Origin of the sequence: Amycolatopsis vancoresmycina, assembly GCF_000716785.1 — a bacterium.
GTDB classification, from domain to species: Bacteria; Actinomycetota; Actinomycetes; order Mycobacteriales; family Pseudonocardiaceae; genus Amycolatopsis; species Amycolatopsis vancoresmycina.
The window spans coordinates 614,523-627,088 of the sequence record NZ_JNYY01000006.1 but is presented as its reverse complement, the minus strand read 5'-3'; the positions used below and the strand labels follow the sequence as shown (position 1 = coordinate 627,088).

Sequence of the window (12,566 nt, the reverse complement as noted above, 5' to 3'; positions counted from 1 at the left end):
ACTGTTGTTTAATTGCCAGCGGCGAACTGGGTCAAGGACAGCACGTTGCCGTCCGGATCGGCGAACCACGCGATCCGGCCGCCCGGCGTGGTCCAGATTTTGTCGGTGTCCTGTGGCAGCGTGTCGTAGGTGAGGAACTCCACGCCACGGCCGCGCAGCTCGGCCACCGCCGCCCGGATGTCGGCGACCGCCCAGCCGAGCACCGTGAACGGCTGCGGCGTGAACTCGGCGACGGCGGTGACGCGCAGCATGGTGGCGCCACTGCGGAACACGCACGCGAAGGGGGTCTGCTCGATGAACTCGAGCCCGGCGACATCCGTGTAGAAGGCGCGCGAGCGCTCGAGGTCTGCCGACGGTGCGAAGGCGACCAGTTCCGCTGAGTTGAGCATGGCTTCACCTCTCTCGGTGGCGAACGTACCCCTCGGCCGGGCCGCCGTCCGGGGGACGAGGAGGTGGGCATGGGCCGGATCCGGCGCCGCACGGTGCTCGGCGGTGCGGCCGCGGCCACGGTCGCCGGCGCGCTGTCCGCCGGCTGCGCCCCGGCGCCGCGGAAGGGCACCGTCGAGGACGTCCGCCACGTCGTCGTGCTGATGCAGGAGAACCGGTCGTTCGACCACTACTACGGCACGATGGCCGGCGTGCGCGGCTTCGGCGACCGCGCGGCCCTGCGCGACGTCTTCCGCCAGCGCGGCGACCGGGGCGGCCCGGTGCTGCCGTTCCGGATCGACACGTCCGTTGTGGACGGTCAGGACCTCGGCGAGCTGCCGCACGACTGGAACAGCACCCACCGCGCGTGGAACGGCGGCGCGTACGACCGCTGGATCGCGGCGAAGAGCCCGATGACGATGGGCTACTTCACCCGCGACGACCTCCCGTTCCAGCACGCGCTGGCGAGCGCGTTCACCCTTTGCGACCACTACTTCTGCTCGATCCAGGGCCCGACGCACCCGAACCGCCTCTACCACTGGACCGGCACGATCGACCCGGACGGCCTCGCCGGCGGGCCCGCGACGCACAACGCGCCGGACTACGAACCGTCGTTCCGCTGGACGACGTACCCGGAGCGGCTCGAGGCAGCGGGGATCTCCTGGCGGATCTACGCGAACGACGAAGAGCGCGGCGTCCCCGAGCACTTCGTCGGCGACTACGGCGACAACCCGCTCTGGCTGTTCCAGAACTTCCACGACGCCCTGCATTCGCTGGACCCGGTGAAGCGACGGCTCGCCGAGCGCGCCAACCTGCGCAAGAAGCTGCTGCCGGATTCGGGGCAGGGCAAGGACCTCGACCACGTGCTGGCCGAGTTCATCGCCGACTGCGAGGGCGGGACCCTGCCCGCGGTGTCGTGGGTGGTGGCCCCGTACGGCTACTGCGAGCACCCCGCGGCTCGGCCGGTCGACGGCGCCGCCTACGTCCACCGCATGCTGAAAGCGTTGTGGGACAACCCGGAACTATGGGAATCGACCGTCGTCTTCATCAATTACGACGAAAACGACGGCTTCTTCGACCATGTCCTCCCGCCGACCCCACCGCCCGGCACCCCGGGCGAGTACCTGCCGGGCAACCGGCCGGAGAAGGGTGCACCGTCCGGGCCGCCGGTGCCGATCGGGCTGGGCCCGCGGGTGCCGATGACCGTCGTTTCGCCGTGGAGCCGCGGCGGCTGGGTCAACTCGCAGGTCTTCGACCACACGTCGGTGCTGCGTTTCCTGGAGACGTGGACCGGCGTGCGCGAGCCGAACATTTCGGCCTGGCGCCGTGCGATCTGCGGCGACCTGACCAGCTGTTTCGACTTCCGCGCCCCCGACACGACCATCCCGCTGCTGCCGGACGCCGATGCGTTGCGCGCCGAAGCCGACCGGACGCAGCGGCGGCTCCCGAAGCCCGGGCTGGGGCCGGGTGCGCTGGTGCAGGACGCCGGCACGGCGAAGGCGCGCCCGCTGCCGTACCAGCCGGTCGCGTGGGTCGCGGCCGAGCCGGGCGCACTGACGCTGCACCTGGCCAACCACGGAACGCAGGCGCTGCAGCTGGCCGCGTACGCCTACCACGCCGGCGGGACGTCGCAGCGCTTCGACGTCGGGCCCGGCGCCTCGATGACCGGCGAAATCCCGCACGGCGGGACCTACGACGTCGCCATCCACGGCCCGAACGGGTTCCTGGTCGAAGCGGCGGGCGGGGTGGGCCTCGACGCCGAGGTCACCTTCGCCGACACGCCCGCCCTGACGGTCAGGGTGACCAACCGCGGGCCGTCACCGGTCGCGCTGAGCGACGTCACCATCGCCCCGGAGGGCGCGCACGACTTCCCGGTCCCGGCGAGCAACGGCTGGTACGACGTGACGCTCGAGGCGCCGGGGTGGCGTCGCCGCTTCGCCGGTCACCTGGAGGACGGCAACCCGTCGCGGACCGGGCCATGACCCAGGGCGTCGAGCGCGAAGGCGGCGAGCATCGCGACGCCGCTGGGCATCGCGTCTTCGTCGAAGACCACGCGGTTGGAGTGGTTGGCCGCCGCCTCGGCCGGGTCGACGCCGGGCGGGCACGCGCCGAGGAACGCGTAGGCGCCGGGAACGCGTTGCAGGACGTAGGAAAAATCCTCGGCGCCCATCAGCGGGTCGGCGAGCAGTTCGACGTTGCCCGGCCCGAGCACGGCCGCGCCCAGCCGCAGCACCTCGGCGGCGACCCGGTCGTCGTTGACGGTCACCGGGTAGCCGGGCTCGACGTCGGCGACCACGCGGCAGCCGTAGGCCGCGCCGACCTGCTCGCACACCTTGGGCAGCTCGGCGCGGACCAGCGCGCGCGTCTGCTCGGACAGCGTGCGGATGGTGCCCTCGAGCTCGGCGGTCTCCGGGATGATGTTGGACGTCGTGCCGGCCTGGATCCGGGTCACCGAGAGCACCGCGGGGTCGAACACGCTGACCCGGCGCGTGATCATCGTGTGCAGCGCCCCGACCATCGCCGCGGCGGCGGGCACCGGGTCGATCGTGTGCTGCGGGGCGGAGCCGTGGCCGCCCTTGCCGGTGACGCGCACGGTGAACGAGTCGGCCGACGCCATCAGCGGGCCTGGCCGCAGCTGCAGCAGCCCGCTGCGCGCGTTGGCGAGGATGTGCACGCCGAACGCGCGCTCGACCCGCGGGCCGGCGGCGTCGAGCACGCCCTCGTGGATCATGAACCGGGCGCCGTGGTGACCCTCCTCACCCGGCTGGAACATGAACACGACCGACCCGGCGAGCCGGTCCCGGCGGTCCGCGAGCAGCCGCGCCGCCGAAGCCAGCATCGCCACGTGCGTGTCGTGGCCGCACGCGTGCATCGACTCGGGGTCCTCGGACGCGAAGTCCAGACCGGTCTCCTCGGTGAGCGGCAGCGCGTCCATGTCGCCGCGCAGCAGCACGGCCGGACCGGGCCGGCCGCCGCGCAGGACGGCGGTCAGCGAGGTCGTGGCCTTGCCCTCGGTGATCTCCAGCGGCAGCCCGTCGAGGGCTTCGCGGATGGCGGCCTGCGTCTGCGGCAGGTGGAGCCCCTGCTCCGGCCTGCGGTGCACCGCGCGCCGGAGCGCGACCGTGCGGCCTTGCAGCGCCCGCGCGTCGTCGAGAAGGCCGGCGAACGGGGTGCCGGGCAGGGTGGGCAGGTCAGCAGGTCCGGTCATGCTCCCGATAGTGGCGCATGCGGCGGTTCGGGCGCACCGTGCGTGCGCCGGATCTCCCGGCGGAATACGGTGTGCGCATGGCGGTGGAAGAGCCGGTCACGGGCTTCGCGGTGGCTGTGGTCCGAGAAGACGGTCGGTGGCGGTGCAGTGCGCTCGACCCGGGGGCGCTGACCGAGCTGGACGCGGCGATCACGGAACTGGGCAAACTACGTTCCACCGGCGCGAGCTTCGGGCTCCTGGCGGTCGACGACGAGTTCTTCGTCATCGTCCGCCCGAGCCCACGGGGGCCGTCGCTGCTGCTCTCGGACGCGGCGGCGGCGCTGGACTACGACATCGCGGCGGATGTCCTCGACGTCCTGCGCGTCGACCCGCCGGACGAGGAGGACGACTCCGTCTGGCCCGAGGGTGACCTCGGAATCCTGGCGGACCTCGGGCTGCCGGGCCCGGAGCTGGAGGTCATCGTCGGCGAGGTCGACCTGTACCCGGACGAGCAGCTGCAGATGGTGGCGCAGCGCTGCGGGTTCGGCAGCGAGTTCGCCAAGCTCCTGGACGAGCTCTGAGACGCCCGTCCGACACCGAAGCCGTGGAGGCGGCGCTGGAGGCAGCGCGCGCCCCGGGCACGGACGTCCCGATCGGAGCGGTGGTGTTCGCCCCGGACGGAACCCCGCTGGCGGCGGCCCGCAACGCCCGCATCGAGCTGGGCGACCCGACGGCCCACGCGGAGATCCTGGCGTTGCGCGCGGCGGCCCGCGTGGTCGACGACGGCTGGCGCCTGGAGGGCTGCACGCTGGCGGTGACGCTGGAGCCGTGCACGATGTGCGCGGGCGCGCTGGTGCTGGCGCGGATCTCACGGCTGGTGTTCGGGGCGTGGGAGCCGAAGACGGGCGCGGTGGGGTCGTTGTGGGACGTGGTCCGGGACCGGCGGTTGAACCACCGGCCGGAGGTCCACGGGGGCGTGCTCTCGCAGGAGTGCGCCGCTGTCCTGGAGACGTACTTCGCTCGGTGCCGCTGAGGGCATCTGCCGCAGGTCAGGCGTGGCAGCGGACCCCTTGTTCGGGGTGCGCGGGGGCTCCGGTATTGTTCTTCGCGGTGGCGTGTCCGAGCGGCCGAAGGAGCACGACTCGAAATCGTGTGACGGTTAATCCCGTCCGTGGGTTCAAATCCCACCGCCACCGCTCTCAAGCAGAACGCCCGGTGACCCATAGAGGGTTGCCGGGCGTTTTTGCGGTAGGAATCGCCGCATGCAGACGCAGGTGTGGCTCGCGGCTCGCCGCCGAGCGGGCCGACGCTCGGCGCGAGGAACGGCTCGACCTCCTGCGTCAGTTCATCCGCGTCGCCCAGCAGGCCGAACGGGCCGCCGAGGACCGGGATGACACGCAAGCCTGGAAAGCGGCCGCCCTTGATGCCCTCGATGAGCTGTGGGTGGGCGAACGGATGATCCACGTCCTGTTCGCCCCGGCCCTGCACAGCCTCGCCCGTGCCTACGTCAAGGCCCTCGACCACGTTCTGTGGCAGGAACCCGGCGAGGGCTCCCTCTGGGACCACCTCCGGGGCCCCAAGGTCGCGTTCCTCGATGCGGCGCGGGACGAACTGAGCGCTTGACTTGAAGGGCTCTTGAAGTGTGACCGTGGGCGGCACAAGCTGATCACGAGGAGCACGCCAATGACCGTTCTCGTCACTGGGGCCACCGGCCACACCGGACGCCACGTCGTCGCCGGGCTCAAGGCCGTGGGTGTCCACACCAGGGCTCTCGTCCGCGGCGAAACCGGAGACCCGGACGCTGTGCGCGGCGACATCCGGGACCTGGCGGAAGCCGCCGAAGGGGTCGACGCCGTCTACCTCCTGTGGCCCTTCTTCACCGCTGACGGCATCGAAGAAGCCCTGGAACCACTGGCAGGTAAGAAGATCGTCTACCTCTCCGCCATGTCCGCCGAAGCCGAAGCCGAAGCCGGGGACGGTGGGGTCTGGGGAGACGTCGAGGCCGCCGTCCGAAAGGTCACCGGTGACTGGACCTTCCTCCGCGTCACGGGCCTCGCCACCAACGCGCTCGCCTGGGCGCCGCAAGCCAAAACCGGTGTCGTCCGCGCTGCCTACGGTCAGGCGAAACGGTCCGTCGTCCACGAACGTGATGTTGCCGACATGGCCGTCAAGGCGCTCACCGAAGACCACAAAGGACAGATCTACCTCGTCACCGGCCCGGAAGCCCTCGCGCACGCCGAACAGGCGCGGCTCATCGGGGACGCGCTCGGAACGCCTGTCGCGTGGGAAGAACAGCCGCCGGAAGAGGCGATTGAGCAGCTGGCCACCTATCTCGGTGCGGAATTCGCAAAGGCCGCTGTGGATCACTGGGCGTCGCTCGTCGACGACCCGGAACCCGTGTCGCTGGACGTTGCCCGGGTCACCGGGCATCCCGCGCGGCCCTTCGACGAGTGGGCGCGGGAGCACTTCAGCTGAGCTGGACCGCCGGGGTCGTCAACGGCTCCAGCTCCGCCGCCAGCCCGGTCAGTGCCGCGACCTTCGCCGACACCGTCCGCAGGACGGCCGTGCACGCGGCGCTGACCTCGCTCACCACCTCGGCGGACCGGTCGCCCGCCAGCACCGCGTCGACCGCCGCCGAGGCCGCCTCGGCTAGCGAGCACACCTCGGCCGCCGCCGATTTCGCGAGTTCGTCCAGTGCGGCGGCGATGCGGACGCCGAGGGCCGCCGTCGATGCGGCCGCGCGGGCCGCCGCGCCGTACTGACCGTCCACTGTGTCCGCCCAGGTGCCGAACGCCTCGCTGCTGCCGCCGGTTTCCGCGCGGTCGACGCCCGCGCGGAACTCCTCCTGCGCCGCAGTCATCCCCAGTGCGCCGGTGTCGACCGCCGACGCCGATGCGCTGATCGACGCCGGTGAGCAGTCGAGGTGCCGCAGCGCCGCCACCGGGTCCGGGACGCCGAGCCGGCCCGCCGCCGCGCGCAACGCCGACAGCTGCGCCGCCGCCGACGACAGAGCCGGGTGTTCGAAGACCTCGATGGTCACGGCGCCACCGCTAACCGCCCCCGGAAGCCGGTGCTCCGGGTGCTCTCGGCCGCCATGCGCAGCCGGCCGGCCAGGTCGGACGTCGCGTCGCCGAGGACGCGCGCGTCCGCCTCGCGCGCTGCCAGCGCCGCGGCCCAGCGCGCAGCCAGTTCGCGGGCCTGCGGCGAAATGCCGAACGGCGTCGACTCGACGCGGGCTTCGGCGAACCGGCCCGCCGCCTTGTCGTCGGCGGCCGCCGCCTGGTCGAGCAGGTCGGCTCCGGCGCGCAGCCGATCCGGCACCTTCCCGTGAGTGCCGAAGCCGCCCGGATTCACACTGTCGATCCGCGAGCCTCTGCCTTCGGGCATGGAGACCTCCGTCATCAAGGGCGCTCACCCGATCGGGGAAGATCTTGCCTCATGCTCCCGAGCCGCCGGCATCCCGGTTGACCTGCGGCGTTGAACAGCGTTCCACCAAGTGGACGGCTTGACCGCGCACCGCGACGAAAGCGACCATGAACACATGCCCGCCACCTCGGAAAGCACGCCGATCCGGGCCTTCGCGCGGTCGATCGGGGAGGGCGTCGCAGAGCTCCTGCTGCGCCGCGGCCGCTTGGGTTCGCCGCCCGCCTGAGGCGAACCCGGCGCCCGAATTCCCCGAAACCCCTTGGAGCACAACCATGTCCGTTGAGCTGCCTGCCCGGATTCCGCTGCGCGAAGCCGTCACGCCCGCGGATGGCCTCCTCGAAGGCCCGCGAATCCTGCGGGAACCGCAGAACGACTTCGAACTCTTCACCCTCCGCCCGCTGAGCCGGGTGATCGGCGCCGAGATCGACGGCGTCGACCTCGCCGAGCCGCTCACCCCGGCCCTGCGCGAAGAGCTCAACCGCGCCCTGCTCGAGTGGAAGGTGATCTTCTTCCGCGACCAGCGCATCACGTCGGCGCAGCAGCGCGCCTTCGCCGCGAACTGGGGCGAGCTGGAGACCAACCCGTTCATCCCGAAGGGCGACGACGACGCCGTCACGCGCTTCGAGCGCACCGCGGCCATGCCCGGCTACGAGAACATCTGGCACGTCGACGTCACCTGGCGGCCCGCCCCCGCGCTCGGCTCGGTGCTGCGGCTGATCGAGGTGCCGCCGGTCGGCGGGGACACGCTGTGGGCCGACATGGCCGCGGCCTACGACAACCTGCCCGAAGACGTCCGCGCCCGCATCGACGGGCTCACCGCCGTCCACGACTACCTCCCGGGTTTCGAGCGGTTCTCCGACCCCGCGCTGCTGGCGCGGTGGCAGGACCGCTTCCCGCCGGTCGAGCACCCGGTGGTCCGGACGCACCCGGAGACCGGGCGGCGCACCCTGTTCGTCAACCAGGCGTTCACCACGCACGTCGTCGGGCTGGACCGCGACGAGAGCGACCGGCTGCTGCGGTACCTGTTCCTGCAGGCTCACACGCCCGAGTTCCAGGTCCGGTTCAGCTGGCGGCCCGGCTCGGTGGCGTTCTGGGACAACCGCGCGACGCAGCACTACGCGGTCAACGACTACCACCCGCACGTCCGGATCGCCGAGCGCGTCGCGATCGCGGGCGATCGACCCTACTGAGCCGTAGCCTGTGCTCATGACCGATGAACCCCAAGCAGTGGTGACCGGTTTCCTGAAGGCCCTCGAGGACCTCGACGTCGACCGCGCGCTGACGTTCGTGGCGAGCGACATCGTGTACCAGAACGTGCCGCTGCCGGCCGCCCGTGGCGTCGCGGCGGTGGAGAAACAGCTGCGCGTGATGGCCAAGTACGGCTCCGGGTTCGAGGCGCGGACGCACCACATCGCCGCGGACGGCAACGTCGTGCTCACCGAGCGCACGGACGTGCTGCGCCGCGGCGCGTGGGAAGCGGAGTTCTGGGTGTGCGGCACGTTCGAGGTCGAAGGCGGCCGGATCGTGCTCTGGCGCGACTACTTCGACTGGACGACGGTGCTGGCCGCGAGCGCGAAGGGCGCGGGCCGCGTCGCGCTGGCCGGCGCGCGGACCCTGCTGGGCCGGTACAAGGCGCGGCAGTCGGTGCGCTAGACCCGGTGTTCGCCGCGGTCGTGGTCCCGAAGGTCCACGACCGCGGCTATCCCCAGCACCAGCACGAACACGCAGCTGAGAACAATCAGCCCCCACATGATCGTTCCCCCTCCCCCCGTGTCGTGCCGACCGAGAGCTGTCGGGGAGTGGTCTTTGCCACTTTTCCGGCGGCTCACGCAGACCGTACCGCCGCTTGACACGGGTTGTTCCGGTCCTTGAGCTGCATTTAAGGCAGATGCGCCGGATGGGTGACAAGGCCGTGTCCGGCTGTCACAGATCAACCGCAATCCGTTACGCGCCAACGGCTACGGACGCGATTCCCGCCTGGACGGTCACCTTGGTGGCCCGCAGCGCCGAGACGTCCGCGACGTACCGCAGCACCTTGTCCGCGTCGTCCCCGGCGAGCGCCTGGCTCTCGCCGTCGGCGGTCCGCCGCACCGGGATGAGCTCGAGCCGCGGTTCGTCGCCGAGCATGCACCCGGCGAGCAGCCCGTCCGGCCGGTCGGCGAGGAGGTTGCCGAGGCTGTAGAGGATCGGCCGGCCGCGGTGCACTTCGACGGCCTGGATGGTCTGCGGCCCGTGCCCGGCGACCAGGTCGGCGCCGGCGTCGATCGCCGCGCGCCCGTAGGTGACCTGGTACTCGGCGATTTCCGCGCCCGGCAGGCCCCAGTGCATCGAGACGACGACGTGGTCGTTGGCGGCCTTCGCGCGCTTCACGTCGGCGATGAGCCGGTCGAGGTGCTCGGGGACCGGTGCCGTGCGGACGAGCGGCGAGCGGCCCGGGATCTCCGCGACCCGGGGATCGGGCTGGTACGCCGTGGTCGCAAACGCTTGCGCGATGCCCGGGGCGGCCGGTTGCGCGACCTGGCCGGGCAGGCGGAGTGACGTGTACGCGAGGAATGCGACCTTTTTGCCGGATCGCTCGACCACCGCGGGCGCGTGCGCGGCGTCGAGGTTCGCGCCCGCGCCGCAGTGCGCGATCCCGGCCTGGTCGAGGACGCCGAGCGTCGCCGCCGGGTGGGAAGCGTCGCTGGCGCACGAAACGACGTCGATGCCGGCCGACGTCAGCGCTTCGGCCGTGGCCGCTTCCAAGGGTCCTTCGAGGTTCACGAACCGGACGTCGGCGCCCTTGAGCAGCGGTTCCAGCTGCCCGAAGGCCGACTTCGCGCGGCCGTGGAGGTTGACGTCTCCGCCCAGTACCAGCGTGATCACGAAACCTGCTCTGCCGAGTGAGTGACGACGAAAGTAGTTGTTACGAATCGTTGCATCTTTGTCTTCCTCCTCCTCACTTGTTCGGGGGACTATGCCACGACTGTTCAAGCACAAAGGGGACTCAGGGTGACCAAGACCCACAGATCCAAGGCCGCCTTCACGGTGGCCGTCACGTCGGGCCTGGTGCTCGGCGGCGTGGCCGCACCCGCCGCGCTCGCCACGCCCAGCGCGGACGCGGTCATCGCCGAGGTCTACGGCGGCGGTGGCAACTCCGGGGCCACGCTCACCAGCGACTTCGTCGAGCTCGCCAACCGCGGGGCGGCGGCCGCGAGCCTGGCCGGCTTCAGCGTCCAGTACCTGCCGGGTTCGGCGAGCCCGTCGAGCACCTGGCAGGTGACGCCGCTGGCGGGCAGCGTCGCGCCGGGCGGCCGTTACCTCGTTGCCGAGAGCAAGGGTTCCGGCGGCACCGTCGAGCTGCCCACCCCGGACGCGACCGGCACGATCGCGATGTCGGCCACCGCCGGCACGATCGCCCTCGTCTCCGGCACCACCGCGCTGACCTGCAAGACCGCCGCCGACTGCGCGGCCGACACGCGGATCAAGGACCTCGTCGGCTTCGGCGCGGCGACCGTCCGCGAGGGCAGCCCGACCGCGGCGCCGTCGAACACGACGTCCGTCGCGCGCGGCACGGCGCTGGCCGACACCGACGACAACGCCGCCGACTTCACCGTCGGCGCGCCGACCCCGACCAACACCGCGGGCGAGTCGACCGGCGGCGACACGGGCCCGGCGCCGACCCCGGCGAAGATCCACGACATCCAGGGCACCACGCGCATTTCGCCGTTCAAGGACAAGAAGGTCGGCGACGTCACCGGTGTCGTCACCGCGACCAGGACGTTCGGTTCCTCGCGCGGCTTCTGGCTCACCGACCCGAACCCGGACAGCGACCCGCGCACCAGCGAGGGCCTGTTCGTCTTCACCGGTTCGACGAGCCCGGCCGTCGCGGTCGGCGACGCGGTGACCGCGACCGGCACCGTTCGCGAGTTCTACCCGGACGCGCCGGCGACGTCGAACTACCAGTCGCTCACCGAGCTGAGCAGTGCACAGTGGACGGTCGGCTCGCACGGGAACGCCCTGCCGGCACCGACCGTGCTGAACCCGGACACCGTGCCGACGACGTACGCGCCGTCGCCCGGCGGCAACATCGAGTCGCTCCCGCTGGAGCCCACGAAGTACGCGCTGGACTTCTGGGAGTCCCACGAGAGCGAGATCGTTTCGGTCACCGACGCGCGGGTCGTCGGCCCGTCGAACTCGTTCAACGAGCTGTACGTGACGTCGAAGCCCGACCAGCACAAGTCGGTCCGCGGCGGCAGCGTCTACCTGGGCTACGACCAGCTCAACAGCGGGGTCATGAAGGTGTCGTCGCTGATCCCGTTCGACCAGCGGCCGTTCCCGAAGCTCAACGTCGGCGACGTGCTGACCGGCACCACGTCCGGCCCGGTCGAATACAGCAACTTCGGCGGCTACACGCTGTTCGCCAGCGTGCTGGGGACCGAAAAGGACAACGGGCTGCAGGCCGAGACCACGCGCAAGCAGCGGACCGGTGAGCTCGCGGTCGCGACGTACAACGTCGAAAACCTGGCGCCGGGCGACCCGCAGGCGAAGTACGACCGGCTCGGCGAGGCGATCGTCACGCACCTGGCGACGCCGGACATCGTGAACCTGGAAGAGATCCAGGACAACTCGGGCGCGACCGACGACGGCACGGTGGCGGCGGACCAGACGCTGCAGAAGTTCACCGACGCGATCGTCGCCAAGGGCGGCCCGCGCTACGAGTGGCGGTCTATCGACCCGGTCAACGACCAGGACGGTGGTCAGCCGGGCGGGAACATCCGCGTGGCGTTCCTGTTCAACCCGGCCCGCGTGTCCTTTGTGGACCGTCCGGGCGGGTCGTCGACGACCGCGGTCGGCGTGGTGCGCGAGCACGGCAAGACGCACCTGACGGCGTCACCGGGCCGCGTCGACCCGGCGAACGAGGCGTGGACGACGAGCCGCAAGCCGCTGGCCGGCGAGTTCGTGTTCAAGGGCCGCACGGTGTTCGTGATCGCGAACCACTTCAACTCCAAGGGCGGCGACCAGCCGACGCACGGGCGGTTCCAGCCGCCGGTGCGCAGTTCCGAGGTGCAGCGGGCGAAGCAGGCGACGGTGCTGCGCGGGTTCGTCGATTCGCTGCTGGCGGCGGATCGCAGCGCGAACATCGTGGTGGCGGGTGACCTGAACGACTACCCGTTCTCCCCGGCGGTCCAGACGCTCACCGCCGGTGGCGCGCTGACGGACCTGATCGCGTCGGTGCCCGAAGCCGAGCGGTACAGCTACGTTTTCGAGGGTCAGTCCCAGGTCCTGGACCACATCCTGGCGTCGAAGGCCCCCCGCGGCGTGGATTACGACGTGGTCCACATCAACGCGGAGTTCGCCGACCAGGCCAGCGACCACGACCCGCAGGTGATCCGGTTCCGGCCGGGCGCGGGGAACGCGGTGCTGGACGGGTTGTACGACCTGCTCGACTGGCTGGAGCAGGTCTTCGGGAAGTAGTTTTCCTGCACTGAGGCCACTTCCGGGCACTTCGCCCGGGAGTGGCCTTTTGCGTTCCCACTCCTTTGGG

The 12,566-nt window shown here is 71.3% G+C and carries 13 protein-coding genes and 1 tRNA gene; 9 read left to right on the top strand and 5 right to left on the bottom strand.

The window, feature by feature from the left end; genetic code table 11:
- Window positions 1-8: 8 nt before the first annotated feature.
- A complete protein-coding gene (locus OO60_RS18030) occupies window positions 9-389 on the bottom strand; it encodes a VOC family protein (RefSeq protein ID WP_003084751.1) in 381 nt (126 codons plus the stop codon).
- 69 nt (window positions 390-458) lie between these two features.
- Between OO60_RS18030 and OO60_RS18025 the strand changes: the two genes are divergently transcribed.
- A complete protein-coding gene (locus OO60_RS18025; RefSeq protein ID WP_033261691.1) occupies window positions 459-2,408 on the top strand; it encodes a phosphocholine-specific phospholipase C in 1,950 nt (649 codons plus the stop codon).
- Here the strand turns inward: OO60_RS18025 and OO60_RS18020 are convergent.
- Window positions 2,369-3,634 carry a M20 metallopeptidase family protein gene (locus OO60_RS18020; protein ID WP_003084754.1) on the bottom strand — a complete coding sequence of 422 codons (1,266 nt, stop codon included), beginning with the start codon at window positions 3,632-3,634 and terminating at the stop codon, window positions 2,369-2,371. The genes OO60_RS18025 and OO60_RS18020 overlap by 40 nt on opposite strands.
- A 77-nt stretch (window positions 3,635-3,711) precedes the next feature.
- Between OO60_RS18020 and OO60_RS18015 the strand changes: the two genes are divergently transcribed.
- The 5 genes from OO60_RS18015 to OO60_RS17995 all read left to right on the top strand — a co-directional run bounded on the left by OO60_RS18015 (window position 3,712) and on the right by OO60_RS17995 (window position 6,088).
- On the top strand, window positions 3,712-4,194 hold the full coding sequence (locus OO60_RS18015) for a tRNA adenosine deaminase-associated protein (RefSeq protein ID WP_205624177.1): 483 nt from the start codon (window positions 3,712-3,714) through the stop codon (window positions 4,192-4,194).
- 23 nt (window positions 4,195-4,217) lie between these two features.
- The gene (locus tag OO60_RS18010; RefSeq protein ID WP_003084759.1) at window positions 4,218-4,646 is read left to right on the top strand and encodes a nucleoside deaminase; all 429 of its coding nucleotides are present in this window, start codon (window positions 4,218-4,220) and stop codon (window positions 4,644-4,646) included.
- A gap of 76 nt (window positions 4,647-4,722) precedes the next feature.
- Window positions 4,723-4,809, top strand: a tRNA-Ser gene (locus tag OO60_RS18005).
- A gap of 19 nt (window positions 4,810-4,828) precedes the next feature.
- Window positions 4,829-5,236, top strand: a complete 408-nt coding sequence (locus OO60_RS18000; RefSeq protein WP_003084761.1) for a hypothetical protein — start codon at window positions 4,829-4,831, stop codon at window positions 5,234-5,236.
- A gap of 60 nt (window positions 5,237-5,296) precedes the next feature.
- Entirely contained in the window at window positions 5,297-6,088 is a 792-nt protein-coding gene (locus tag OO60_RS17995) for an NAD(P)H-binding protein (RefSeq protein ID WP_003084764.1), read from the top strand.
- Here the strand turns inward: OO60_RS17995 and OO60_RS17990 are convergent.
- On the bottom strand, window positions 6,081-6,653 hold the full coding sequence (locus tag OO60_RS17990; protein ID WP_003084767.1) for a hypothetical protein: 573 nt from the start codon (window positions 6,651-6,653) through the stop codon (window positions 6,081-6,083). The genes OO60_RS17995 and OO60_RS17990 overlap by 8 nt on opposite strands.
- Entirely contained in the window at window positions 6,650-7,000 is a 351-nt protein-coding gene (locus OO60_RS17985; protein ID WP_244885532.1) for a hypothetical protein, read from the bottom strand. The genes OO60_RS17990 and OO60_RS17985 overlap by 4 nt, the downstream gene beginning before the upstream one ends.
- Before the next feature lie 311 nt (window positions 7,001-7,311).
- Here OO60_RS17985 and OO60_RS17980 point away from each other — a divergent pair, with 311 nt between their 5' ends.
- Window positions 7,312-8,229: a TauD/TfdA dioxygenase family protein gene (locus OO60_RS17980; RefSeq protein WP_003056135.1), complete on the top strand. Its 918-nt coding sequence runs from the start codon at window positions 7,312-7,314 to the stop codon at window positions 8,227-8,229.
- A gap of 16 nt (window positions 8,230-8,245) precedes the next feature.
- Window positions 8,246-8,692, top strand: a complete 447-nt coding sequence (locus OO60_RS17975) for a limonene-1,2-epoxide hydrolase family protein (protein WP_205624086.1) — start codon at window positions 8,246-8,248, stop codon at window positions 8,690-8,692.
- A gap of 291 nt (window positions 8,693-8,983) precedes the next feature.
- Here OO60_RS17975 and OO60_RS17970 read toward each other — a convergent pair whose 3' ends face one another.
- Complete coding sequence (locus OO60_RS17970) at window positions 8,984-9,904, bottom strand: CapA family protein (RefSeq protein ID WP_003056143.1); 921 nt, start codon at window positions 9,902-9,904, stop codon at window positions 8,984-8,986.
- Window positions 9,905-10,030: 126 nt separating this feature from the next.
- On the opposite strand from OO60_RS17970, the gene OO60_RS17965 reads away from it, so the two are divergent.
- The gene (locus OO60_RS17965) at window positions 10,031-12,496 is read left to right on the top strand and encodes an endonuclease/exonuclease/phosphatase family protein (RefSeq protein WP_003056146.1); all 2,466 of its coding nucleotides are present in this window, start codon (window positions 10,031-10,033) and stop codon (window positions 12,494-12,496) included.
- The last annotated feature ends 70 nt before the right edge of the window (window positions 12,497-12,566 follow it).